This is a genomic window from Desulfovibrio desulfuricans, from assembly GCF_024460775.1.
GTDB classification, from domain to species: domain Bacteria; phylum Desulfobacterota; class Desulfovibrionia; order Desulfovibrionales; family Desulfovibrionaceae; genus Desulfovibrio; species Desulfovibrio desulfuricans_E.
Window position 1 is genome coordinate 30,055 of the sequence record NZ_JANFYZ010000013.1, and the last position, 25,353, is coordinate 55,407.

Annotated in this window: 23 protein-coding genes and 1 tRNA gene; 3 read left to right on the forward strand and 21 right to left on the reverse strand. The window is 60.7% G+C overall.

The window, feature by feature from the left end; genetic code table 11:
* Positions 1-12: 12 nt before the first annotated feature.
* From NE637_RS12830 to NE637_RS12895, 14 genes are all read right to left on the reverse strand, one after another.
* The gene (locus NE637_RS12830) at positions 13-1,182 is read right to left on the reverse strand and encodes a phosphoglycerate kinase (RefSeq protein WP_227118258.1); all 1,170 of its coding nucleotides are present in this window, start codon (positions 1,180-1,182) and stop codon (positions 13-15) included.
* A gap of 44 nt (positions 1,183-1,226) precedes the next feature.
* Positions 1,227-3,233, reverse strand: coding sequence for a transketolase (gene tkt, locus NE637_RS12835; protein ID WP_192112325.1), 2,007 nt, complete (start codon positions 3,231-3,233; stop codon positions 1,227-1,229).
* Positions 3,234-3,244: 11 nt separating this feature from the next.
* Complete coding sequence (gene rpe, locus NE637_RS12840; protein ID WP_227118259.1) at positions 3,245-3,964, reverse strand: ribulose-phosphate 3-epimerase; 720 nt, start codon at positions 3,962-3,964, stop codon at positions 3,245-3,247.
* 106 nt (positions 3,965-4,070) lie between these two features.
* Entirely contained in the window at positions 4,071-4,424 is a 354-nt protein-coding gene (locus NE637_RS12845) for a MerR family transcriptional regulator (RefSeq protein WP_192112323.1), read from the reverse strand.
* Positions 4,425-4,502: 78 nt separating this feature from the next.
* Positions 4,503-6,911, reverse strand: coding sequence for a phenylalanine--tRNA ligase subunit beta (gene pheT, locus NE637_RS12850; protein WP_227118260.1), 2,409 nt, complete (start codon positions 6,909-6,911; stop codon positions 4,503-4,505).
* Between the two features lie 30 nt (positions 6,912-6,941).
* Positions 6,942-7,367 carry a translation initiation factor IF-2 gene (locus tag NE637_RS12855; RefSeq protein ID WP_256267750.1) on the reverse strand — a complete coding sequence of 142 codons (426 nt, stop codon included), beginning with the start codon at positions 7,365-7,367 and terminating at the stop codon, positions 6,942-6,944.
* Positions 7,368-7,385: 18 nt separating this feature from the next.
* Positions 7,386-8,423 carry a phenylalanine--tRNA ligase subunit alpha gene (pheS, locus tag NE637_RS12860; protein WP_192112320.1) on the reverse strand — a complete coding sequence of 346 codons (1,038 nt, stop codon included), beginning with the start codon at positions 8,421-8,423 and terminating at the stop codon, positions 7,386-7,388.
* 328 nt (positions 8,424-8,751) lie between these two features.
* Positions 8,752-9,105 carry a 50S ribosomal protein L20 gene (gene rplT / locus NE637_RS12865; RefSeq protein WP_192112319.1) on the reverse strand — a complete coding sequence of 118 codons (354 nt, stop codon included), beginning with the start codon at positions 9,103-9,105 and terminating at the stop codon, positions 8,752-8,754.
* Between the two features lie 365 nt (positions 9,106-9,470).
* Entirely contained in the window at positions 9,471-9,668 is a 198-nt protein-coding gene (rpmI, locus tag NE637_RS12870) for a 50S ribosomal protein L35 (protein WP_022657789.1), read from the reverse strand.
* 121 nt (positions 9,669-9,789) lie between these two features.
* A complete protein-coding gene (gene infC, locus NE637_RS12875) occupies positions 9,790-10,326 on the reverse strand; it encodes a translation initiation factor IF-3 (RefSeq protein ID WP_022657788.1) in 537 nt (178 codons plus the stop codon).
* Between the two features lies 1 nt (position 10,327).
* Positions 10,328-12,259, reverse strand: coding sequence for a threonine--tRNA ligase (gene thrS / locus NE637_RS12880; protein ID WP_227118262.1), 1,932 nt, complete (start codon positions 12,257-12,259; stop codon positions 10,328-10,330).
* Between the two features lie 162 nt (positions 12,260-12,421).
* Positions 12,422-12,498 (reverse strand) — tRNA-Val (locus tag NE637_RS12885).
* A 184-nt stretch (positions 12,499-12,682) separates the two neighbouring features.
* Positions 12,683-14,050 (reverse strand): methylenetetrahydrofolate--tRNA-(uracil(54)-C(5))-methyltransferase (FADH(2)-oxidizing) TrmFO, encoded by a 1,368-nt coding sequence (gene trmFO, locus NE637_RS12890; protein ID WP_227118263.1) that lies wholly within the window; start codon positions 14,048-14,050, stop codon positions 12,683-12,685.
* Positions 14,051-14,238: 188 nt separating this feature from the next.
* Positions 14,239-14,505, reverse strand: a complete 267-nt coding sequence (locus NE637_RS12895) for a CD3324 family protein (protein ID WP_192112316.1) — start codon at positions 14,503-14,505, stop codon at positions 14,239-14,241.
* Positions 14,506-14,801: 296 nt separating this feature from the next.
* Here NE637_RS12895 and dut point away from each other — a divergent pair, with 296 nt between their 5' ends.
* The 3 genes from dut (at position 14,802) to NE637_RS12910 (ending at position 16,897) form a co-directional block, all read left to right on the forward strand.
* Positions 14,802-15,272: a dUTP diphosphatase gene (gene dut / locus NE637_RS12900; RefSeq protein WP_227118316.1), complete on the forward strand. Its 471-nt coding sequence runs from the start codon at positions 14,802-14,804 to the stop codon at positions 15,270-15,272.
* A gap of 74 nt (positions 15,273-15,346) precedes the next feature.
* Positions 15,347-16,546: an aspartate aminotransferase family protein gene (locus tag NE637_RS12905; protein ID WP_022657783.1), complete on the forward strand. Its 1,200-nt coding sequence runs from the start codon at positions 15,347-15,349 to the stop codon at positions 16,544-16,546.
* Between the two features lie 129 nt (positions 16,547-16,675).
* Positions 16,676-16,897 carry a TraR/DksA family transcriptional regulator gene (locus tag NE637_RS12910; RefSeq protein WP_022657782.1) on the forward strand — a complete coding sequence of 74 codons (222 nt, stop codon included), beginning with the start codon at positions 16,676-16,678 and terminating at the stop codon, positions 16,895-16,897.
* A gap of 411 nt (positions 16,898-17,308) precedes the next feature.
* On the opposite strand, the gene NE637_RS12915 is transcribed toward NE637_RS12910, so the two are convergent.
* The 7 genes from NE637_RS12915 to NE637_RS12945 form a co-directional block, all read right to left on the reverse strand.
* Positions 17,309-18,313, reverse strand: coding sequence for an inorganic phosphate transporter (locus NE637_RS12915; RefSeq protein WP_215647968.1), 1,005 nt, complete (start codon positions 18,311-18,313; stop codon positions 17,309-17,311).
* Positions 18,306-18,935, reverse strand: coding sequence for a DUF47 domain-containing protein (locus tag NE637_RS12920; protein WP_192112313.1), 630 nt, complete (start codon positions 18,933-18,935; stop codon positions 18,306-18,308). The genes NE637_RS12915 and NE637_RS12920 overlap by 8 nt, the downstream gene beginning before the upstream one ends.
* 375 nt (positions 18,936-19,310) lie before the next feature.
* Positions 19,311-20,417, reverse strand: a complete 1,107-nt coding sequence (locus tag NE637_RS12925) for a pseudouridine synthase (RefSeq protein WP_227118264.1) — start codon at positions 20,415-20,417, stop codon at positions 19,311-19,313.
* Positions 20,414-21,613: a GAK system CofD-like protein gene (locus NE637_RS12930; protein WP_256267751.1), complete on the reverse strand. Its 1,200-nt coding sequence runs from the start codon at positions 21,611-21,613 to the stop codon at positions 20,414-20,416. Before NE637_RS12930 ends, NE637_RS12925 begins: the two co-directional genes overlap by 4 nt.
* Positions 21,610-22,269 (reverse strand): 3'-5' exonuclease, encoded by a 660-nt coding sequence (locus NE637_RS12935; RefSeq protein WP_215647965.1) that lies wholly within the window; start codon positions 22,267-22,269, stop codon positions 21,610-21,612. Before NE637_RS12935 ends, NE637_RS12930 begins: the two co-directional genes overlap by 4 nt.
* A gap of 3 nt (positions 22,270-22,272) precedes the next feature.
* Entirely contained in the window at positions 22,273-23,697 is a 1,425-nt protein-coding gene (gene mnmE / locus NE637_RS12940) for a tRNA uridine-5-carboxymethylaminomethyl(34) synthesis GTPase MnmE (protein ID WP_027180648.1), read from the reverse strand.
* A gap of 159 nt (positions 23,698-23,856) precedes the next feature.
* Positions 23,857-25,320 carry a protein jag gene (locus tag NE637_RS12945; RefSeq protein ID WP_227118266.1) on the reverse strand — a complete coding sequence of 488 codons (1,464 nt, stop codon included), beginning with the start codon at positions 25,318-25,320 and terminating at the stop codon, positions 23,857-23,859.
* Positions 25,321-25,353: the final 33 nt, after the last annotated feature.

Here is a 25,353-nt window from a genome sequence, read left to right on the forward strand (position 1 = left end):
AGTGCACAGGCCCTAGCCTCTGGCTTCCAGCGCCGCCACGGAGGGCAACACCTTGCCTTCCAGCAGTTCCAGCGATGCGCCGCCGCCGGTGGAGATATAGCCCATCTTTTCGGACAGGCCGTACTTTTCCACCGCAGCCACGGAATCACCGCCGCCCACCACCACAAAGGCTTTGGAATCAGCAAGATAGTGCGCCAGTTCCTTGGTGCCTTCGCCAAAGGGATCAGTTTCAAACGCGCCCACAGGGCCGTTCCACACTACTGTGGCAACCTTGGACAGCAGTTTTTTGTACTGTGCAATCGTGTCGCGGCCAACGTCCAGAATCATCTGGTCGGCGGGCACGTCGCCCACGGCGCGGGTGGTAGCCGCCTGACCGGGGGCCAGTTCCTCGGCGGTCACAACATCCACGGGCAGGGGCAGTTCTCTGTTAAGATTCTTGGCCTGCTCCATGATGCGCTTGGCGTCCGTTACCAGATCTTCCTCGTACAGCGACTTGCCGACCATGTACCCGGCAGCCGCAAGGAAGGTATTGGCAATGCCGCCGCCCACGATAAGCACGTCCACTTTTTCCAGCAGATTTTCCAGCAGGGCCAGCTTGGTGGACACCTTGGAGCCGCCGATGATGGCAGCAAGCGGGCGGGCGGGATTGTTCAGCACCTTGGCAAAGGCATCCAGCTCCGCCTGAAGCAGCGGCCCGGCGCAGGCAACCTTGGCAACGCGCACCGCACCCTCGGTGGAGGCATGCGCGCGGTGGGCCGCCCCAAAGGCGTCCATCACATATACATCGCCCAGGGCGGCAAGCTGCGCGGCCAGAGCGGGGTCGTTCTTTTTCTCGCCCTTGAGAAAACGCACATTCTCAAGCAGGGTCACCGCACCGGGAGCCGCCTTGGCTTCTTCCAGCGTGGCGGCGAGGGCAACAGGTTTGCCCAGCAGCTCGGAAAGGCGGGCGGCCACGGGCTTGAGGGAGAATTGCTCTTCATACTGCCCTTCTGTGGGGCGGCCCAGATGCGAAAGCAGCACCACGCCCGCGCCTTTTTCAAGGGCCGTGGTAATGGTGGGCAACGAAGCGCGGATGCGCTTGTCGTTGGATACCTGTCCGTCCTTCATGGGCACGTTCAGGTCTTCGCGAATCACAACGGTTTTGCCGGTCAGGTCCAGATCCTGCATTTTCTTGATGGGCATATGCGTTCTCCCTGTAAGAGGATTTGCTTCGTTCTGTCGGCCAGTTACTTCCCAAGCTGCCGGAAAAGGCCTTCCGCCACTTCCAGCACATGCGCCACGGTAAAGCCCAGACGCTCAAAAACGATCTTGGCAGGGGCGGAAGCGCCAAAACGCTCCATACCGACCACCGCGCCGTCCAGGCCCACATACTTGCGCCAGTAATCCGCAGCGGCGGCTTCAATGGCAATGCGGGCGCGCACGCCGCGGGGCAGCACGCTTTCCTTGTAGGCCGCGTCCTGCGCGTCAAAAATCTCTGCGCAGGGCATGGAGACCACGCGGGCCTTGCGGCCGTCGGCGGTCAACTGGTCAGCGGCTTCAAGGGCAAGCGATACTTCTGAACCAGTGGCGATAAGGATGATCTCGGGCGTGCCTTCGCAGTCACGCAGCACATAACCGCCGCGCGCGATGGCTTCCACCTGGGCGGCATCGCGCTGGCAGAAAGGCAAATTCTGGCGCGAGAGGGAAAGACCAGTGGGCGTATGGACGCTTTCAAGGGCGCTACGCCAGGCCACGGCTGTTTCCACCGTGTCGCAGGGACGCCACAGATTGAAATTGGGCATAAGGCGCAGCATGCCGAGCTGTTCCACAGGCTGATGCGTGGGGCCGTCTTCGCCCACGCCGATGGAGTCGTGCGTCAGCACCCACACGGCGCGGATGCCCATGATGGCAGCCAGCCGCAGGGCGTTCTTGGCCTGATCGGCAAAGGACATGAACGTGCCCGCGTAGGGGATGAACCCACCGTGCAGGGCAAAACCGTTCATGATGGCGCTCATGCCGAATTCGCGCACGCCGTAGGAAACATAGTTGCCCTTGTGGGTCTGCACGTCCATGTGCTCGGAAGAGCTGGTCAGCGTGCCCACGGAGCCGGTGAGGTCGGCGGAGCCGCCCACAAGTTCGGGCAGGCGGGGCACAAGGCATTCAAGGGTTTTCTTGGAGGCCACGCGCGTTGCCGTGGTTTCGGCCTTGCTCACGGCTTCTTCAATCATGCCGCGCGCAATGGAGGCCCAGTCTTCGGGCAGTTCACCACGCATACGGCGGGTAAATTCTGCGGCAAGTTCGGGATTGGCCTTGGCATAGGCGGCATAGGTATGCTCCCAGGCGGCCTCGGCAGCCTTGCCCTTTTCACGCGCGTCCCATGCGGAATACAGTTCCTGCGGCACGGTAAAGGGCTCTTCGGTCCAGCCCAGAGCCGCGCGGGTGGCTGCAATGCCATCGTCGCCAAGGGGCGAGCCGTGGCAGGATGCGGAATCGGCCTTGGGCGAACCAAAGCCAATGTGGGTGCGGCAGATGATCAGGCTGGGGCGGCTGTGGTCAGCCTTGGCCTCGGCAATGGCAGCGTCCAGAGCGGCGGCGTCATGCCCGTTGATGGGGCCGATAACCTGCCAGTGGTAGGCGCGGAAACGGCCCGCCACGTCTTCGTTGAACCAGCCGTCAATCTTGCCGTCAATGGAAATACCGTTGGAGTCGTAAAGGGCTATGAGCTTGCCCAGGCCCCAGGTGCCAGCCAGGGAGCAGGCCTCGTGCGAAACGCCTTCCATGAGGCAGCCGTCGCCGGTGAACACATAGGTGTGGTGATCCACAACCTTATGCTCGGGCGTGTTGTAACGGGCGGCCAGCATGCTCTCGGCCAGTGCCATGCCCACTGCGGAAGAAATACCCTGCCCCAGCGGGCCGGTGGTCATTTCAATGCCCAGATCAGGCTCGTATTCGGGGTGCCCTGCGGTTTTGGCTCCCCACTGGCGGAAGTTGCGCAGCTCCTCCATGGGCAGGTCATAGCCCGTGAGGTGCAGCAAGGCATAGAGCAGCATGGAGGCATGGCCGTTGGAAAGCACAAAACGGTCGCGGTCAAACCAGCGGGGGTTGCTCGGATTGTGCTTGAAACCATGACGCCACAGGGCTTCGGCCATGTCGGCCATGCCCAGAGGTGCGCCGGGGTGACCGGAGCGGGCTTTTTCAATGGCGTCCATGGCAAGGGCGCGGATGGCATTGGCGCACTGTCTGCGGGTGGGCATGACTCTTTCCTCTACTTTTGCGTGATATGGTTGGCGGCACGGCGTCTCAGGGCATCTTCCGCATGGCGGGGCGTTCTGCCCGCAAGCGGAGCCATAAAGGCGGCAAGCCGTTTGTCGTAAGGTTTGTGGCCAAAAAAGGCCGAGCCGGACACAAGCACTTCCGCCCCGGCGTCCACAAGCTCGGCCGTGTTTTCGGGGCATACGCCGCCGTCGATCTGGATGAGCGCCTCGGCCCCGCCGTTGGCGTCAAGCATCTGCCGGGCCGCGCGGATTTTGTCGAACGTGGCGGGGATGAATGCCTGACCCGAAAAACCGGGGTTCACGCTCATGAGCAGCAGCATGTCCATATCCGCCGCCAGCCAGCGGGCCGCGTTCACATCCGTGCCGGGGTTGAGGGCAAGCCCCGCCTTGCAGCCCATGGCCCGGATGGCCGTGAGGGTGCGCTGCGGGTGTTTGTCGGCCTCGGCATGGATGACCAGCATGTCTGCCCCTGCCTTGTGGAAGTCGGCAATATAGCGGGCCGGATCGTTCACCATGAGGTGCACGTCAAAAAAAAGCCCGCTGACAGACCGTAGAGCCTTTATCAGCGGGGGACCAAAGGTGATGTTGGGCACAAAAGCCCCGTCCATCACGTCCAGATGCAGCCAGGTGACTCCGGCAGCCTCAAGGTCACCAAGCTCTTCGGCCAGACGGGCAAAATCGGCAGACAGCAATGAGGGCGATAAGATCATGATTATATCGGGGTGAGCGTGTTTGCGGGGGAGGGCCACCAACAGAAAGGGTCGCCTCCCCCGCGTCCCTTCCCTGAAATATTTAGTTGCGCCAGCAGGCCGCAGTCTATTTTTCGCTGAGCAGGCGGCGCAGCGAGATCAACTCCCGCTGGAGCATGCGCATAAAATCCGGGTCCGGCACCGCCGCCACGCGTTCGGGCAGGCTTTCGTCCACCACGGCGCTGCCCGCAAGTACGCGGCGCGCGCCTTCAATGGTCATGCCCTGCTCGTGCAGCAACTGCCGGATACGCCTCAAGAGGGCCACGTTTTCTTCCGTGTACAGGCGCTGCCCCTTACCGGTGCGCAGCGGCGCCAACTGGGGAAACTCAGTTTCCCAGAAGCGCAACACATGGGTTTTGAGGTCGAGCAGTTCTGCGACCTCACCTATGCGGTAGGTATTGTCGGGCGTGTGGTCCGACATGTCATACCCCTCCTGACACTCTCTGAAAATGTGCCGGAATTGCGCAGGCCCGAAAAAGCCGGGCCTGCGCGCACTGTGTTAAATTTTCACGCCCAGAGCGCTTACAAGCGACTGTGCCACCTTCTCCCGCTCCTTGTCCACTTCCGTGTCCTTGAGAGTACGCTCCGCATGGCGGAACGTGAGCCGGAAGGTCAGGTTGCGCACGGGCTCCCCGCCCTGCTCCGTCTTGGGTTCAAAGCAGTCCACGAGGGCCACGTCGTCCAGCAGGGCCAGTTTGAGCCCCTGCACGTGAGCAGTGATGTCGGCCACCTTGAGGCTTGGCCCGGCGGTCACGGTAATGTCGCGCCGCACCGGCGGATACACCGGTAGGGGCGCAAAGCGCACAGTAGCGGCATCGTGCAGTTCGCGCAGGATGTCGAGGTTCATTTCAGCCAGCCACACATCCTTGCGGGCGTGGTATTCGTCGGCCATGGCGGGCTTGACCCGGCCCATGAAGCCCACGGCGCGGCCATTCACAAAGACGTTCACGCAGGGCAGCAAGAAGGCATGCTCCTGAGCCAGTTCATAGCTGGGCGCTCCAAGATGCAGATAGTGCAGCAGGTTTTCCACCACGCCCTTGAGGTCGGCATAACCCATGTCGCCCTCAGCCTGGGGCCAGGCCGTATCGTAGCGCGCGCCATACAGCAGCACGCCCAGCATGCCCGTTTCGCGGGCGGTGGTTTCAGAAGCGGCGTCAGCTTCAAAAATATTGGCAAGTTCAAACAGCCGCAGGCCCTGAGCCCCCTGGGCGAGGTTGTTGCGCAGATCGTACATGAGGCCGGGGGCTAGGGCGGTGCGCAGGGCATCCTGCTCCGCCGAGAGCGGATTCATGATGGAAATGCGGCCCTCGCGCGGCATGCCAAGGTGATCCATATCCTTGTGGCCCACAAAGCTGTAGTTCACGGCTTCGTTGAGGCCGAGGCCAGCGCCCCAGTGCTTGAGGCGCGACCAGAATCCGTAGCGCGATTCCGGCTCGCCTGCGCGGTCGAGGTTGCGTGCTATGGGGGGCAGCACGGGGGCAATGGTATCCAGCCCGTGCACGCGGCCCACTTCTTCAATCAGATCGGCCTCGCGGGTGAGGTCGGGCCGCCAGGAGGGCTGGCTCACGCGCCACACGGGGCTGCTTTCGCCCTTGTCCACATTGCAGCCCATGCCGGTGAGCACCTTTTCGTCAAAATCCGCGCCAAGCTGCACGCCAAGCAGGGAATCGGCCCGCGCCGGGCGGAATTCAATGCTGGCCGCCTTGAAGGGACGGGGCTCGTTGATGGAAAGGCCGCGCTGCACGCGCCCGCCGCTGACGGCGGCCATCATGGCGCAGGCGCGGTCAAGCGCCCACACGGTGCGCTGCTGGTCGATGCCGCGCTCAAAGCGGTAGGACGCCTCGGACGAGAGGCCAAGGCGGCGCGATGTTTTGCGGATGGTGGCGGGCTTGAAGACCGCGCTTTCCAGAAACACATTGGTGCTGGCATCGGAGATTTCGCTGTTCAGGCCGCCCATAACGCCAGCAAGGGCCACGGCGCGCGCGCCGTCGCGGATGCAGAGGTCGGCTGCGGTAAGCGCGCGTTCCTGCCCGTCAAGGGTGGTGAAGGTGTCGCCTTCCTGCGCGCGGCGCACCACAATGCGGCCGCCTTCCAGCTTGTCCATGTCAAAAGAGTGCAGGGGCTGACCATATTCAAACAGAATGTAGTTGGTCACGTCCACAATATTGGAAATGGGGCGCACACCCACGGCATGCAGGCGGTGGCGCAGGCGCATGGGCGAAGGCCCGATCTTGACGCCTGTGATGACGCGGCCGGAATACAGCCAGCAGTGCTCGGGGTCGTCAATATCAATGGGCACCAGCACTTCCGCGCCGGAGTCCAGTTCCAGCGGCAGATCGGGGATGGAGAGCGGCAGGTTGCAGGCCAGCGCCGTTTCACGCGCAAGGCCAAGAACCGAAAGGCAGTCGGCGCGGTTGGGCGTGATGGAGATATCCAGCACTTCGCGGTCAAGCTCAAGCTGCTCCACCAGAGGCTTGCCCACCACAAAGCTTTCGGGCAGCACCATGATGCCGGTATGGTCTTCGGTCAGGCCCAGTTCACGCTCGGAGCAGATCATGCCAAAAGAAGGCGCGCCGCGCAGTTTGGCCTTTTTGATCATCATGCCGTCGGGCATCTTGGTGCCCACCAGAGCCACAGGCACTTTCTGGCCCGCAGCCACGTTGGGCGCGCCGCACACGATATCAAGCAGCTCGCCCTGCCCGGCGTCCACCTTGCAGACGTGCAAATGGTCGGATTCCGGATGGTTGTCGCACGAAACCACATGCCCCACCACAATGGAGCTTATGGCATCGTAGGGCCGCCTGATGTCTTCCAGCTCAAGGCCGAGCATGGTCAGGCGGTCGCCCAGCGCCTCAGCCGTTCCTTCATACGGAGTAAATTCACGCAGCCATGAAAGTGAGAGCAGCATAGTTCGTCCTGTTTCCGCGCCTTGGCGTGGTTATTTGAAACTCCAGGCAGGAGTCTGATTTTGCGGATCGGGCAGTGGGCGCTCGTAGCGCTCGCTCTGGCCCGCGCCCACGCCGTAGGCCCCGGGTCTGGGGCGTTTGGGAGCGGGTTTTTCTTCCGGCTGGCGGTCGTCAATGGTGTTGCCGTAAGCGTCCGTATACCCCATGCCGCCCTCTGCCGTGCGCCCTGCGTTCTTGCTGGGCAAGGATTCAATGCGCTTGGGTTCGCCCGGCGCATCCATGCCCGAATGGCGCGGGGTGTAGGCTGAGGCGGCCTGAGCTTCATCCGCCGCCAGCCAGCTCGGGCTACTGGGCAACAGGGAGGCCGCCGCCAAGAGGCCCAGCAATACAAGCCACATGGGCAGGGCCGTGAAGCGGCCTGCGCGCATGCGGGCATTGCTGCAATCTATGGGGCTCATGACGCTGGGCATAGTGTCCTACCGGGCAAACTGGCCAAGGAAGCGCACGTCGTTTTCAAAAAACATCCGCAGATCGCCGATGCCGTACTTGAGCATGGTCACGCGTTCCACGCCCATGCCAAAGGCAAAGCCGCTGACGTCCGCAGGATAGCCCACGGCTTCAAACACGGCAGGATCGACCATGCCGCAACCAAGAATTTCAACCCAGCCCGTGGTTTTGCACACGCGGCAGGGCGCATCGCCAATGTGGCCCTTGCCGCCGCACATGCAGCAGGAGATGTCCACTTCTGCCGAAGGCTCGGTAAAGGGGAAGAAGCTGGGGCGGAAGCGAACCTGGGTTTCCGCGCCAAAGACAGCGCGCACAAAGGCTGTGAGCGTGCCGCGCAGATGGGCCATGCTGATGCCCTCGCCCACCATGAGACCTTCGATCTGATGGAACATGGGGGTGTGGGTGAGGTCGCTGTCGCGCCGGTACACCTTGCCGGGGGCAATGACGGCCAGAGGAGGCTTGCGCGCCAGCATGGTGCGGGCCTGCACGGGCGAGGTGTGCGTGCGCATGAGCACCTTTTCGGTGACATACAGGGTATCCTGCATGTCGCGGGCGGGGTGTTCGGGCGGCATGTTCAGGGCTTCAAAATTGTAGTAGTCGATTTCCACTTCCGGGCCGGAAGCCACGTCAAAGCCCAAACCCTGAAAAATCTGGCAGATTTCTTCCGTCACCAGGGTAGTGGGATGCAGGCTGCCGCGCCAGGGCGCGCGACCGGGAACGGAAGGATCGAAACGGCGCAGGGCTTCGGCCTCGCGCCCGGCCTCAAGAGCGGCCTTGCGGGCTTCAAACAGGGCGTTGCAACGCTCTTTGACGCTGTTGGCGGTCTGGCCCACGGCGGGGCGCTCTGCAGGGGCCAGCGAGGGCAACTGGGCCATGATCTGGGCTATGCGGCCCTTGCGACCCAGAACATCCACGCGCAAAGCCTCAAGGGCATCCAACGAAGAAGCCTGGCCCAGACCTTTTTCAAGTTCGGGAACCAGGCTTTCCAGTGCAGAAATCAGATCCATAGCGGATATCCCAATGCCGCGCGGCGCGGCTTTTTGTTAAGGGAGACGCAGAAAAACGGAAATGACGGCACCCGCTCGCGGCTTGACCTGACGGCCCTGCCCTGCGGAACATCCAGCCATTTCTGCGATCTACGCATCCTCACGGCATGAATTCGCCCTGCCCGCCGGGCAATCCCCGGCGATACAAAAAAATCAAGGCGCGGACGGCGCTTGTGCACCGCCCGCGCCTTATACCATGCAAGGCCCCGCTCCCGCAAGCCGCGCTGCGCTTTAAAAGCCGCAGGCGTCGCTGCCAGGAGGTCTCCCTCCGGCGCGGGGAGCACCGCTCTTAATTCAGAGCGGCCTTGGCCAGATCGACGATCTTGGCGAAGTCGTCCTTGTGATACACGGCAAGGTCAGCCAGAACCTTGCGGTTCAGTTCAATGCCAGCCTGCTTGAGGCCGTGCATGAAGCGGCTGTAGGAAAGACCGCTCAGACGCGCGCCGGCGTTGATGCGGAGAATCCACAGAGTGCGGAAATCGCGTTTCCTCTGCTTGCGGCCCACATAGGAATACTGCATCGAGCGTTCCACAGCCTCGCGCGCAGTGCGGTACAGACGGCTGCGACCACCACGAAAACCCTTGGCTGCGGTCAAATATTTCTTATGACGACGATGACTTGCAAGACCTCTCTTCACACGCATATGCGTTGCCTCCTTCTCCCAACTAGGCGGAGGAATGCCCGTTGGGGAGCGTAAAAAAACTTCATGCTCTCAAACGAGAGACGCGGATTGAACGTCAGTCGCGGCTCCGCATGCGCCGCCGATGCCGTAGCATCGCGCTGAATTACATTTTCCCGTCAGAATCTGCCTTTTGCACTGCAGCTCACGCTGCAATTTGCGCATACTTTGCCTTGCCGATCATTCCTGTCATCTTCGACAGGCTGACACAGCAAATTCGTTCGTTGGCGCGGAAGCCAAGGGAAGCGCCGAGCGGAGCATAGTTAGTCCTATGTGACCGAGGCGCGCCCCGCAGGCTGACAAAGCCAACGGGCGAATGGGCAAGTCAGCTATCCGTTGGGCAGCATCCGGCGCACAGCCTTCTCATTGGTCTGATCCACCAGGGTGGACTGACCCAGGCGCATTTTGCGGCTGGCGGCCTTCTTGGTCAGAATGTGGCGCAGGTTCTGGCGGCGACGCTTGAACTTGCCGCTGCCGGTCTGCGAAAAACGCTTGGCGGCGGAACGCCGGGTTTTGATCTTGGGCATGGCGTACTCCTTAAAAACGTATACACTCGGACGCCGTTTTACGGGCGCACCGAGGGAAGGGCATAATGCCCCAAAGCACCGAACCACGCAAGGGGAAATTCACATCCCCCGCACAGACGGCCTACGACTGCTTTTTGGGCACCAGCATCATCTGCAAGGTGCGGCCTTCGGCGCGGGCTTCCTGATCCACCTTGGCGATATCGGCAAGGTCTTGCACAACCCGTTCAAGAATGGCCATGCCGCGATCTTTATGCACAATTTCGCGGCCCCTGAAAAACACCGTAATCTTACAGCGGTCACCCTCTTCAAGAAAACGGCGAATGTGGCGGACCTTGGTTTCGTAATCATGATCGTCGGTTTTGGGACGAACCTTGATTTCCTTAATCTGCACCACGGCCTGCCGCTTTTTGGCTTCCTGCTTCTTTTTCTGCTGTTCGTACTTGAACTTGCCGTAGTCCATTATGCGACAAACGGGCGGTTCAGAAGTGGAAGCCACTTCCACAAGATCCATGCCGGCTTCTTTGGCCCGGTCAATAGCATCGTTGCGTTGCAGAATTCCAAGCTGCTCGCCATCGGCGGCGATCACGCGCACTTCACGGGCGCGGATCATCTCGTTGCGACGCACGCCGTCCTGCGGCATGTCGCGACGGAATCTCATATTAGGCGAAGCTATAGCGCATCCCTCCTTGTTTGAAAGGCTCTTCGGCGTCCGTCCGGATCAGCGCGGCGATTTCCGCTACGGATTTGAGCCCCATATTGTCCCCATTGCGCAGGCGCACATTGGCGCCGCCCGCCTGCACTTCTTTTTCCCCCACCACCAGAATATACGGAACCTTGGCCAGCTGCGCCTCGCGCACCTTGAAGCCCAGTTTCTCGTTACGGGTATCGGCGGTGGCGCGAATGCCCATCGCCTTGAGTTCTTCGCACATCTTGAGGGTGGCTTCGTCGCCCGCTTCCGTCACGGTAAGCAGACGGGCCTGCTCGGGCGCAAGCCATGTGGGCAGCGCACCGGCAAAGTTCTCAACGAGAATGCCGATGAACCGCTCAAGCGACCCCATGATGGCCCGGTGCACCATGACCGGGCGGTGCTTTTCGCCGTCCTGACCCACATAGGTGAGGTCAAAACGTTCCGGCAGGGTAAAATCAACCTGTATCGTTGAGCATTGCCATTCACGGCCAATGCAGTCAAGCAGTCGCACGTCAATTTTGGGGCCGTAAAACGCGCCGTCTCCCTCATTGATCTCGTAGGGCAGTCCGGCCTTTTCCACAGCCCTGGTGAGCGCGTTGGTGGCAAGCTCCCACGCTTCGTCCGTGCCGATGCTGCTCTCGGGCCGGGTGGAAACGGCAACCTTGTACTGGAAGCCGAAGAGATTCATGAGGTCGCGGATAAGATGGATGACCTCAAGAATTTCACCCTCAAGCTGCTCGGGCGCGCACAGAATATGCGCATCGTCCTGCGTGAACTGGCGCACGCGCAACAGCCCGTGCAGCACGCCGCTCTTTTCGTGGCGGTGCACCACGCCCAGTTCAAAATAACGCTGGGGCAGATCGCGATAGCTGTGCAGCTCGTTGCCATAAATGAGCATATGCGAGATGCAGTTCATGGGCTTGACGCCGTAGGTGTCTTCCTCGATCTGCGTAAAATACATATTTTCGCGGTAGTGGTCGTAGTGGCCGGATTTCTGCCACGTTTCCACGCGCAGCAACTGCGGCCCCTGCACGATTTCGTATCCGCGCTTGAGATGCTCGCGCCGCCAGAAGTCTTCAAGAATGGTACGCACCATCATTCCTCTGGGCAACCAGAAGACCATGCCGGGAGCCACATCTTCCTTGAAGGTAAAGAGGCTCAACTCGCGGCCAAGCTTGCGGTGGTCGCGGCGCTTGGCTTCTTCAAGCTGCTTCAGGTAGGCGTCCAGAGCCTTCTGGTCGGCAAAGGCCGTGCCGTAAATGCGCGAAAGCATACGGTTTTTTTCATCACCGCGCCAATAGGCTCCGGCCACGCTCATGAGCTTTGCCGCCTTGGCAAAACCCGTGTGCGGCACGTGGGGGCCACGGCACAGATCCGTAAAATCACCGCAGGTATAGAGCGACACCGTGTCGGCATCAATGCTCTCAATCAGCTCAACCTTGTAGACTTCGCCCATATTGCGGAACACTTCAACAGCTTCCGCCTTGGGCAGCACCTTGCAGGTGAAAGGCTCGCGCGCATCGGCAATACGCTGCATTTCCGCTTCGATAGCGGGAAAATCTTCACTGGAGAAGGGCTTTTCCACGTCAAAGTCGTAGTAAAAACCAGTGTCGATGGAAGGGCCAATAGTGACCTTGGCAGTGGGGAAGAGACGCTTGACCGCCGCCGCCATGACGTGGGCGGTAGAATGGCGGATCATCTGCAGCCCCTCGGGCGAGTCGGCGTACACGGGCGCAAGCTCGGCGCAGCCGGCAGGCAGGGGTGCGGAAAGATCCAGCAGAGCGCCGTTATCGGCGCGCGCGGCCACAGCCGCCTTGAACTTTTTGCCGCTCAAGGCTTTTTGCAGGACAGAAGCAACGGAGTCACCGGCTTCCACCATCTGCCCTTCCACACGGACTTCCATGAAAAGCTCCTTACAAAAATACCCGGAGGCACATAAAACAAAGTGGGGAGGTAAACCTCCCCACTGCGCCGAATCCGGTCTTCGGGTCGCATCAAGCGACCTGTGCTATGGGCGGGGCCAAGGCCTTCCGCCGTTTAGGGGAACTATCCCCGAAGAGTCATTTGGTAGGAACGAACAGACTTGAACTGTTGACCCCTTCCGTGTCAAGGAAGTGCTCTAGCCACCTGAGCTACGCTCCTACATGAGGCAAGCGGTTATATAGCTACTCCCCATGCCGCCGTCAACACTTTTTTGACACATTGCCGCAATTTATCTCTGAAACCCTGATAGATGCGCCATGTACCTGCGTGTGTGAGCCGGAAAAACCATTACAACCACGTGTGCCAAATATCATTACAAAAAACGCAGGACGCTGCAAGCATCTTAAATAGCGCCTGCCTCGCGCTGCGCCGCAAGCCATTCGCCGAATGTTTCCTGCGCGCGGGCGGAATACAGGGCTTTGCGGTCTTTTTTACGCGCCCTTTCGCCCAGTTCCGGCACAAGGCCGAAGTGCGCGTTGGAGGGCTGAAAATGCTTTACCGGCGTGCGCAGATGGTTGAGCAGCCCGCCCAGGGCGCTTTCCACCGGCGGATGCGGCAGTTCAAGGCCACGTGCGCGGGCATTGAGCAGCAGGGCCAGCCACAGGCCGCTGGCGGCCGATTCCACATATCCCTCCACCCCTGTGATCTGCCCCGCCAGATACACGCCGGGCCGCGCCCGCAACGACAAATCCGGGGCCAGCACGTCTGGCGCGTTCACATAGGTATTGCGGTGCATGCTGCCAAAACGCGCAAACTCCGCATTTTCCATGCCCGGCACCAGCCGGAACACGCGCGCCTGCTCGCCCTGGGTCAGCTTGGTCTGGCAGCCCACAAGGTTGCAGGTTTCACTGTTGGCCTTTTCTGCCCGCAGTTGCAGAATGGCCCAAGGCCTGCGCCCTGTGCGCGGGTCCACAAACCCAACGGGTTTGAGGGGGCCAAAGGTCAGTGTGCGGGGGCCGCGCTCGGCAAGGGCCTCCACGGGCATGCAGCCTTCAAAATGCTTTTCCTGCTCAAACTCGTGGGCAGAGACCTTTTGCGCTTCCAGCAGGGCCGCATAAAAAACATCGTATTCGTCGCGGCTCATGGGGCAGTTGAGATAGTCCCCCTCGCCGTCGGCCTCGCCGTTTTCCTGCCCATAGCGGGAGGCGCGGAACACCACGTCCATATTAAGGGAGTGCGTCCATACAATGGGCGCGATGGCGTCATAAAAATAGCAGTGCTTTGCACCCACGGCTTCTGCCAGCGAGGCGGAAAGCCCCTCGGAGGCCATGGGCCCGGCAGCCAGCACCACAGCCCCGCCCTCGCCCGTAAAGGGCGCGAGCACCGGGTCGTCCAACGATGCCACCTGGTGTTCCACAAGCGTGATATTGGCCTGCGCCGCCACGCGTTCGGTCATGGCACGGGCAAAAGCTTCGCGGTCAACGGCCAGAGCCTTGCCAGCGGGCACGCGGTGGGCATCGGCCAGTTCCATAAAATCACTGCCAAGGGCGCGCATTTCAGCCTTGAGCAGGCCCACGCCGGATGTGAGTTCATCTGACCGCAGGGAGTTGGAGCATACAAGCTCGGCCAGATGTTCGCTGATATGGGCAGCCGACCTGTGGCCGGGCTTTTGTTCAAACAGGGTTACGGAGTGACCGGCGCGGGCCAGATGCAGGGCGCATTCGCACCCGGCAAGGCCGCCGCCCACCACGGCTATGGACATAGTCTGCATATAGTCTCCTTGCCGCGCAGCTTGAAAGAAATCCCGCCTGATGGCAAGCCCGCCCGCTTCTTGCTCAACAAAAAGCGCCCCGACACGTCAGGGCGCTGAAGGCAAACAAATGCATTCCTGCGAGCATAGCCGCAACAGCCGGAATAATCCGGCCAGCCGCCGCCAGATTCAGTGGGGCTCAGTCAGCCTCAGTTCAAGGCCGCAAGAATTTTGTAAACCGCTTTTTCGGAAAGAAAATACCGTTCCGCCAGTTGCGCAACAGACCAGCCCGCCTTGCGCCGCGCAACTATCTCGCTGTTTCTGGCAACACGGAACGCACGGTTGGGGGCAGCTTCTCCCCAGTGTTTTCTGTTTTCTTCCTTGCGGGGAATGTACAGGTATTCCCCGTCAACATATTCCTGTATGGCCCGCAACAAATGTTGCGGCAGAACTTTAGTCGCTTTTTTATAGCCCATAATGCTTCCTCCCGATGAGATGTCAGGACGGAGCAAGGGCTATTGCCTAAACAATCAAGCTGTTATGCAATAGCCCCTGCTATGCATAACGGGCAGAATCCTGGTAAGTGTACATCCAATAATCCTGTTGAGTGTTAATAATAGAATTTCTGTATACACAGCAAAATGCCAAGTCAACAGGGTTGCGCCCCAATCCGGCTCTTGCCCCCAACGAAAAGCTGCGCTAGTAACAACCGATGCACGACGACCACGCACAGCAGCACGCCGCCGAAAAGGCAAACGACCTCCACGAGGGCATGGCCCCCGTGGACATTGCGTTTGTGCGCCCCGGCGCGCGTGAACTCTATGCCCAGGGGCAGGACGATTTTCTTGCTCCCGCCACCAGCCAGTCGGCAGGCATGGATCTGCGGGCCTGCCTTGATACGCCCGAAGCGGTTATTCCCGCCGGGGGCAGGCTCAAGGTAAGCACGGGCATCAGTGTGCAGCCCCGCGCGGCTGGCATTGCCGGTTTTGTTTACTCGCGCAGCGGCCTTGGCGCGCGCGACGGCATCACCGTCGCCCAGGGCGTCGGCATCATCGACCCGGACTATACCGGGGAAATTCTGGTGTTCCTTCTGAACACCTCCGGCCAGGAGCGCCGCATCCAGAACGGCGAGCGCGTGGCCCAGCTCATCTTTCAGCCCTTTGTGCGACCGCGATGGCGTGAAGTAACGGAACTGTCTGCCACAGAGCGCGGTTCCGGCGGTTTCGGTCACACCGGGCGCTGATACTCTGCGCTGGCAACCGCCAGCGACTTTCATCCATTCCACCATTCATACGTTCACCGAGAAGGAGTTTGTCCATGTCACAAGCCTTTGCCGCCGTGAAAGCCGGGGAAGAGAGCCTGCTCTGCCGTTCCTACAGCCGTTACCCGCTGGCTATCGTGCGAGGCAAGGGCGCGCGACTCTGGGACGTGGACGGCAAGGAATATGTCGATCTGCTGGCGGGCATTGCCGTAACTGCCCTTGGGCACTGCAATGATGAAATCTGCGCCGCCCTTGAGGCCCAGTCGCACAAGCTCTGGCACGTGAGCAACCTGTTTTATCAGGAAGAACAGCTTGAACTGGCCCGGCTGCTGCTCTCAACGAGCCACCACAGCAAGGCCTTTTTCTGCAACTCCGGTGCAGAAGCCAACGAGGCCTGCATAAAGCTGGCGCGCCGCTACATGCGCAGCGTGAAAAAGCGTGATGCCTACGAAATCATCACCCTCGAGGGCTGCTTTCATGGCCGCACGCTCGGATCGCTGGCAGCAACGGGCCGCGAAAGCCTGAGCAATGGTTTTACCCCCCTGCCCGAGGGCTTCAAGCAGGTTCCGGCCAACGACCTCGCAGCGATGGAAGCCGCCATCACCCCCGCCACCGCCGCAGTGCTGGTTGAAGTGGTGCAAGGCGAAGGCGGCATTGTGCCCCTGCCCGCAGACTACCTGCACGGTGTTGAGGCCCTGTGCCGCAAACACGACATCCTCTTTATGTGTGATGAAGTGCAGGCGGGCCTGTGCCGTACCGGCAAGTTCTGGGCTTTCCAGACCTGCGGCCTCACGCCCGACATCATCAGCATGGCCAAATCCCTCGCCAACGGCCTGCCCATGGGCGCCATGCTGGCTACGGACGAAGTTGCGCAGGGCTTTGAGGCGGGCAGCCACGCCACCACCTTTGGCGGCGGCGCGCTTGTTTCCGCTGTGGCGGCCAAGACGGTTGAAATCATGCTGCGCGACAAGCTGGCAGACCGCGCCAGCACGTTGGGCGAGCACATGAAGGCCCAGCTGGCCGCTCTCCAGCAGCGCGTTCCTGGCAAAATCCGCGAAGTGCGCGGCATTGGCCTCATGCTGGGCATTGAACTGACCGTTTCCGGCAAGGATGTGTGGGAAGAACTGCTGCGCCGGGGCTTCATATGCAACCTGAGCCACGGCATCACCCTGCGCCTCCTGCCGCCCCTGAACATTGAGCAGGCGGATCTGGACAGCTTTGTGACCACGCTCGAAGACATTTTGAAGGCTTTTTAAAAAATCGACCTGTCCGGGTCTTTACAGAAGCACGATTGTACACTACATAGTGCTTCCTGAAAATATTCTGCAAAAATTACGGCAACCCCGCTCTGCGGGGTTGCCGCTTGCTTTACACAAGGAGTACTCATGGACGTTTTTGATCAGGCTACCGAGCTGGAGCGCCTTGACCGCGAATCAGCCCTCTTGCGGGCCCGCGCCGCTGTGGATCGCGGCGGCCCGGAATGGATCAACGGCGTAGCCTGCTGCCGTGAATGCGGCGACCCCATCCCCGCCAAGCGCCTTGAAGCCCTGCCCGGTGTTGGCCTGTGCCGCGCCTGCCAGGAAGAACGCGAAGGCAGCCGCGACTAGCCCTCACAGGGTTGCCCTTGCGGCCTGCCGCTGGCGTACCTTGTGCTGTAAGGGCTGCGGCCCCGACACCCCCGGCGATATCTGCATTGCAGCGCGCCCGCACACAGGCGAGCGCGTACTGATTGCGCTCGGCTTTTGATCCTGCCAGCGTGACGGCACCATTTGCGCGCAATTTTCTCCCCCTCTGCAAGCCCTTCCATCTCCGCAATCATTGCGACATTCCCCGGACCATTCTTGTTCTGACAAGAACTTGATGCTCACTGGCTGTATCAGACAGACAAATAAATGCCCGCGGCACTGCATCCCCCTGAAACGAAAAACCCTGTCCCGGCAGATCGCGGGGACAGGGTTTTTGAATGATCTCGCTTGCAAGGCAGGCCGCCAGGCCAGCGCAGTGCGTGCCAAGTCCGGTCAGTTCCAGATAAAATGCAGCAGCCAGTAAGAAACAAACCCCACGCCTGCAGCAGCGGGCAAGGTGAGCACCCATGCCGTCACCAGATTTGCGGCCACATTCCAGCGCACGGCTGAAAGCCTTTTGGTAGACCCCACACCAAAAATGCAGGCGGATATGGTGTGCGTGGTGCTGACCGGGGCACCCATGAGGGATGCGCCGGTGATGACCAGGGCGGCGGAGCTTTCCGCGGCAAAGCCGTGCACCGGCTCCAGCTTGAAAATACGGTGCCCCATGGTCTTAACAATTTTCCAGCCGCCCACGGCGGTGCCAAGAGCCATGGCCCCTGCGCAGGAAAGCTTGACCCACAGGGGCACTTCCACTGTGTCGATCTTGCCAAAAATCATCAGGGCCAGGGTGACGATGCCCATGGTCTTCTGCGCATCGTTGAGGCCGTGGCTGGTAGCCATAAATGCGGCGGAGAGCAGTTGCAAACGCCGGAACGAGGCATTGACCTTGCGCCGGTGTATATGCCCGCAGATCCAATAGATGATCCACATGCAGCAAAAACCCACCGCGTAGCCAGCCAGAGGCGAGGCCACAAGGGGCACCAGCACCTTGTCCCAGATGCCCTTGCCGTTCAGCGCGCTAAAGCCTGCATCGGCCACGGCGGCGCCGATAAGCCCGCCAATCAGGGCATGGGAAGACGATGACGGAATACCGAAATACCAGGTTATGCAGTTCCAGGTGATGGCCCCCACGAGAGCGGCCAGCACAAGTACGTGGCTCCCCTCCACCACGTGCGGCAAAACAATGCCGCTGCCCAGTGTTTTTGCCACTTCAGTACCAAGCAGCGCCCCGCCCAGATTGAGCAAGGCCGCAGCGCCCACCGCAAAACGCGGCGTCACCACCTTGGTGGAAACCACGGTGGCAATGGCGTTGGCGCAGTCGTGCGCGCCATTGGTGAAGTCGAACACCAGGGCCACCAGCACAATGAGCGCCAGCAGCACGGGGATATCAAACATTTTTCAGCACCGCTTCTTCAATGGTTTCCGCCAGCGCATTGACCTGCTCAAGCAGGATGTTCATACGCTCATAGGCCTGACTCCACTTGAGCACCCGCATGAGGGCCTTGCTTGTCAGTTCCTGATGCTCGTCCATCAGTTCCGCCAGGCCCACGGCCAGCACCATGTCGCATTCGCTGCGCAGGCCGCGAAAAGCACGGGTCTTGTGGCAGTCGCGCCGATTGGCGAGGCCGGCAAGCATTTCATAGGTCAAATCAAGCATGGAGCTGATGGTGCGCGCCATCTGCAAGGCGGGAAAGCGGATCGAGGCAAATTCAAAAATATGCAGCCGCGTGCTCAGGCTGTGCAGGCAGTCCATGCACTCTTCCTGTTCCTGGTTGATGCGCAGGATGTCTTCGCGGTCAATGGGCGTGATAAACGTCTGGGAAAGCGCCCGGATGATCTTGCTGTGCAGCAGGTCGGCCTCTTCTTCCAGAAAGGCGATTTCCTTGTGCACGTGATCCATGTTGGAAACGTCTTCCAGCATGTTTACCAGCAGGGCGGACATGCGGCGCAGCAGATCATTCTGCTCGTTGAGCATGGCAAAAAACGGAGCGGATTTAGGCAGTAGAGCAGGAAACATCCTTTCTCCTTGAACTGGTTGCAAGCGCGGAGCGCCACGAATGGTAGCTGTTTGCGCAGGCTTTGCCCTGGCATGCAGCTTGCGGGGGCGAGCAGTGCATCACTTCGCCAGCCCGTTTGACCCATTCCGTTTATACCGGGCAGAACTTTGTGCCAAGAGAAAACAGGGCGTCAAATTAAACTTTTCAATGCGCAAAAAAGAACTCAAATCATGGCGGTATGTTATGAGGTCACTTTTTTGCGCATTCCCGCGTCTGACGCGACTTTCCGCGGGAAAGATTCTCGTTGGATTGAACGCACAATCTATAATCCAGGCGTGTTCTGCACGCAATGCTTTGCTGCGTGGAGGGGACGCCAACTCAACCTGCGTGGGAGTTTAATCAATAGATGTCAGCCACTCCAAGACTTGCCGGGCAACTGCTTCTGGCAAAAAAGACCAGGGCGGCGGCATGACGCAGTTTGCCCCCGGCAGCAGCAGGCCGCCGTGGTGCAGATAGAACGTGCCGTGGGATGTTTGAGCTTCAGCTTCGGGATCTTTGTCTGCGTAAAGGGGATCGTTCCACAGGGGGTGCCCCACAGCGGCGGCATGCGCACGGATTTGGTGGCGCGCGCCACGCCGGATGCGGCACCCGACCAGCGTCAGCCCAACACGGTGAAATTGGGAGTCTTTTGTGAGGGCGAGTTGCGGCAGGTCGTCCCCATCAAAGTAATGGAGAGGCGTAAAATTTGTCCAGCGCGTGCAGCCGGCATCGCGATCAAGCACGCGGCTTTTGCTGCGCTTGTCCGTGCGCAGGGCAAAAGTCACGGTAAAATCTTCTTCCAGCCGCCCGGCCAAAAGCGCAATATAACGCTTTTCGCAGCGGCCAGCCGCCTCGGCCAGCCGAAAAGCCTTGGCCGCCTGCGGGGAAAGCGCCGCGCACACAATGCCAGAAGTGCCGTAATCAAGACGCTGCATCAACTGAGGGGACAAAGCCTCCGCACTCATACCCGCATCATCTTGGGGATCAGTCTCAGTGGAGCCCTGCCCTGCCATCAACTGCGGCAGCATGCTCTCCAGGCTGTGGCCCCTGCCGCCTGTCAAAGCGGCAGTGTGCAGGCCCACGGGCTTGTAAAAAAAGCAGAACTCGCCCTGACGCTCCAAAAGACGCGGCAACGTGTCAACATTTGCATCTGCGGGGCATGCGCCAGTTACGGTTGCCCCAGCAGCGGCACTCTGAACCTGCTGATCTGCGCCCGGCGCATCAGCCAGTGAAACCACATCCCCTTTGCGCAAACGTTGGGCCGCCGTGCAGGAGCGCCCGTTGACGAGTACCTGACCACTTTCAATGCTGCGCTTGCGCCCTCGCAGGCCCATCTGCGGCAGCAGCAAGGTCAGGGCATAGTCCAGCCTCTGACCGACCATGTCTGCACCGGAGGCTTCAAACTGTTTTGCAGTCGCTTCCTGCGGCTCGGCGCAAGATGCGGAGGAAATTTCATTGCTCACAGGGTCACCGAACTGCCGGGAACAAGCTCCAGCAGGGCTTTGGCGGTTAATTCCGGCACATGGCGCTGCGGATCATTTTCGTACACCATATGTTTTTCTACCAGCCGTACACCCAGTTGGGCGAGGGCGTCACGCTCTCCAGCATCCAGCCCGCCCTCATAGCGACCATTGCGGGCATCAACCAGCACGGTCTGCAACAGGGCCTCGGTGGGGGCGTCGGGGGCGTCTTCGCGCAGATGCCGCAAAATCATGGCAGTCTGCCCCGCCACGGTCAGGCCGTGCAGTTCGGCGTCTGTTCCGGTATTGGGAATAAAAATTTTCGGGCACTGAACGGCAGCCACGGCACGCCCTACATTCTGGGGCAACAAGTTGGCAAGCACGCTGGTGTAAAAACTGCCCATGGGGTAGCAGATGGCCGCCGCCGACCGCAGATAGGCCACCGAGGCCGGGGCAAGGGGCGGACGGCAGGGGGTTTGCAACTTTTTTGCCTGCTCGGTTCCCCGGTCAGGCTCGTGCACGGTGAGGAACAACCGCCGCACAGCGCCTCTGAGATTTTTAAAGCGGTGCTGGCCCACTACAAGGGAACCGTCTTCCAGCTCCGCCGCCAGATGCAGGCTTTCGCTCACAATGGGCAGTACCACGCCGCGCGTTTGCAGCAAGCGGCTGAGAAAGGCCATGACCGGGCCAAACACCCGCTTGTGGTGCAGGTAGCCCCCGGCCAGAATCAGATTGCCCAGGCAGGCGCGGAAGGGGTCAAAATCTTCGGGCATGCGTTGCAGAAAAAAATTGAGATGCAGGCGCAAGGCATCTGCAAACAGCGGCGGCATTGCCGCCCAAGCGGGATGCGCCTCGTTGCTCATGGCGCGCAACTGTTGGCGCAGTTCGTGCGGATCGTTGCATTCCGCCGACTGTTCCGGCAGCCTGCTGGCGCAGAATTCCATTACCGAGGCGGGCACAACCGCGCTGTCGGCCAGAGCCAGCAGGCGGTTGCGGATGTCGCCCACGGCAGGCATGGCAAAGCTGCGGCGCAGTGCCGCAGAACTGCCGCCGGAATCAAAGGGCGTGACGAGATGAACGGAATTGTGGGTGTAGTGGATCAGTTCACGGCTCAGAACGCGCAGAGCCGTGCCGCCCGTAAAAAAAACCAGTCTGGGGCCAAGCGGAGGAAAGCAGAACAGCGAAGCACTTTCGCTCACACGGCGCTCCCCGCTGCCAGGGCATCGCTGTCCGGCGCAACCTCACAGGCGCTGCGACAGGAGGGGATGAGTCCCATTTCGCACATGCGCAAAAAAATCAGCCGCCCGATCCAGGCATCTGTGGCGGCGTAGGCAATCTGACGCGGCGTCAGTTCCATGAGGCTCCAGTTTGAACACTGCGAACCCTTGGAAATACGCCAGCCAAAAAAATTGGCCGCAAGGGTGCGCAACCCCTGGCTCGGCATTTTGTGCGCGCGTGCCACACCGCCAAGATCAACCAGCCCCGCTGGCTCAAAGTCATGCAGGCGGCCAAGATCACGCATATCGTCGCGGATGCCCACACCAGCCTTGACCTGATCGGGGTTTGCCAGAATCTCGACCACATGTGGCCCGAACGGTAAAAAGGCCAACTGCACCAGATACACGGCATTGGCCGTGGCAAGCTGGATCAAAGCCGGAAAATTGCGGCGTCCCTTGCGAAAGGAAGGCCGTGTTTCCGTATCAAATCCAAGCAGGTCTGCGGATCGCAGATCCGGCAGCGCGTTCTTCCAGTCCTCCAGGGTGCGAATAACCTGCACCGGCCCCTCGTAATGAAAAAGGGGCATGGCGTTGATTTCTTCGCAACTCAACCTGCGGCGCAAAACGTCCATATCCATAGGTTACTTACCAATGCAGAATTGGGCAAATATGCTGTTAAGCACTTCAGCCGGGCTGGAAAGCCCGGTCACTTCCCCCAGATGAGCGGCGGCCATATCGAGTCTGACCGCGCAACAATCGTAAGGCTGCCCTGCAACAACATCAGCACGCAGCCCTTCAAGTTCTTTCAAAGCCTTTTCCAGCGCCATGGATTGCCTTGCGTTGGGCGCAAGGCCGTCTTCCGGCGCGGTATCCGAACCGCCCCCAAGCAGCACAGATCGCAACATGGTTGCAAGCTCTTCGACATATGTATCGGAAAGTGCGCTCACTGCGCAACAGGTTCGCGCACCAATCCAGCGGGGAGGGAACACTTTTGGCATGCAAATGTCACATTTGTTCCACACCACGAGCAGGGGCGTGTCGCCCACAGAGTCAAGAACCTCGCGGGCCGCAGGGTCCGGGCAGACCTCTGCCGCCGCACCTTCCTCGCCCAGCAGGCCGCCATCAAGCACAAGAACAACAAGATCAGCCTGAGAAACTTTTTCGCGGCTGCGCGTTACGCCAAGCTGCTCAACGGTTTCTTCAGCCTGTCGCAGGCCTGCAGTGTCTGTCAGGCGTACGGGCAGACCGTCAAGATTGCATGTTTCTTCCAGAAAATCACGCGTTGTGCCGGGGATATCGGTCACAAGCGCGCGCTCGCGCCCTAGCAGCGCATTGAGAAGGCTGGACTTGCCGGCATTTACCGCGCCAGCCAGCACAACTACAGCGCCCTGCTGCACGATCTGGGCCCGTCTGCTCCCGGCCAGCAACCGCCGCACAGCCAGCATGACCCTGTCGAGAACTTCGCAGAGGGCGGCTGGCTCCATGCCTTCAACTTCTTCGTCAGGAAAATCCACGGCAAGGCACATCTGGGCGCGCAGCATTTCCAGTTCTTCACGCAGTTCGGCAGTGCGCCGACCAAGAACGCCTTCAAGGCGGTTGAGCCCGTAGCGCAGTGCCTCGCGCGAGGGGGCGGCTATAAGCTCGGCGACGGCTTCGGCCTGGCTCAGATCCATACGCCCGTTGACAAAGGCGCGACGCGAAAATTCGCCGCGTTCTGCCTGACGCGCCCCGTGGCGCAGCGCGCTTTCAAGCACGGCCTGCACCAGAAAAGGGCCGCCATGGCTGTGAATTTCGGCCACATCTTCACCCGTAAAGGTACGCGGCCCAGGCATGAAAACAGCCAGGGCATCATCGAGCGCCTCGCCGTTCCAGTCCAGCACGCGGCCCCGGTGCAAAAGCCAGGGATGGAAATTTTCCACCTGTGCTGAAAGGGGCAGGAACATGCGGGCAAGAACTTCCTTGGCCCGAGGGCCAGAAAGGCGCACGATGCCAATCCCCCCGGCACCGGGAGGGGTCGCAATGGCGGCGATGGTGTCGCCACGTTCTGTCTGCACTGCTGTATCCATATCCTGCCCTATGTTTGCGCGGCCTCGCCAACGCGCGTTGCCGGAGATCTGCGCCCAGTCGGGCTGTTTCTCCGGCAACGTTACAAGCACCTTCAAGACCCTGCTGGCCCCGCTTGCGGTATGAGCGCGCCAAACGCGCGTCTGCCAGTGAGGCTGAAGCTAGACGCGTTCTCCCTTTCTGCGCATGATGACCACGCGCTTCATGGGGCCATCGCCCGTGCTGCGGGTCTGCACGTCAACAGCCTCTTGCAGGCACACGTGCACAATACGCCGATGGTACGAAGAAAGCGGCCTTGTGGAGTAGGAGCGCCCGCTCTGGCGCACCTTGTCTGCAAGAGCCAGAGCCATTTCGCGCAGTTTTTCATCCTGACGGCGGCGGTATTCACCGGCGTCAAGCTGCACCCGCACGGCAGCGTTCATGCCGCGCGATACAATGCGCGATATCATGTATTGCAGGGCGGCAAGGGTCTGCCCTTCGCGGCCTATCAGAAGACCGGAGTCTTCATCGCAATCAATGCCCACATAAACCCTGCCACCGCCGATCTTGACGGTGATGCCCACGCCGTCCCCAGTGATGGGGCGGATGAGCTTGCGCACGGTTTCATCCACAAGGGCTTCAAGCTTAGCGGCGTCAAGCTGCTCCAGAGGAGTAACCGGCAAACCTTCGCCTGCGGCTTCAAAATCATCTTCCAGTCCATCAACCGGGGCGTCAGGGCGCGGTGCGCGCTCGGGGCGATTGTTCTCGCGCTGTGGGGAACGGACCTCTGCCCTGCCGTTGCCCCTGCTGTCGGGGCGGTTATCTGAACGATTGTCAGGCCGGTTGTCCGGCCGGGAATCATTGCGTCGCCCTCTGGCTTCGCGTGCAGGAGTCTCGGCGGGATTAACCGCCTCCACGCCTTCGCCTTCGGCATTTCTGCCTGTGCGCTCGCGGCCCCGGTCGTTTCTGGAATTTCTGCCGGAAGGCTTGGCGCCATTTCTGTCAGGCTTGCCGTTACGCTCACCCCGGCGGTCAAAAGGCCGATCAGCAGGTTTATCCAGCACATTGCCATTAATGGCGGCGTCCAGCTCTTCTTCACTCTCAAAGGCGTCCAGAGACTGCGGCTTGCGGTTGCGGCCCCGGTTGCGCCTGTCATCCTGCTGGTTACGTCTGTCGTCTTGCTGATTGCGCTGAGGCCGGGCCTCCTGCTGGCGGTCGCGCCCATCGCCCCGGCCCTTTTCGGCCTGAACCTCCGGAGCGGTGGGAGCAACGGGAGCCTTGGGGGCTGACGGGGCAGACGATTCAGGTGCAGCCGTAGGTGCTTGCTCCTGCCGATTGCCGCCGTTTTTGCGCTGCTCCGCAGATCCGGCGTTCTCACTCGCAGATGCGGGCTGCCCGGCAGACGGCGCAGGGGCCGAAGCCCCTTCGCCGTTCTTTCTGCCCAGAATGCTTTCCATAGTTTCGCGCAGCTGCACGCGCCTTGCCCGAACCTTGGCCTTGCGCGCCCCCACGATGCCGAATATGCCGGACTTGGCGTCCTGCACTATTTCAATCTCGAGCTTTTCACGCGCTGTGTTGAAGTAGCCGCAGGCTTCCTCTATGGCGCTGTCGAGATCCTTTCCCTGGAATTCCTTAAATCCTTCCATACGAACCCCTTGCTGTGTCACGCGAACCCGCCG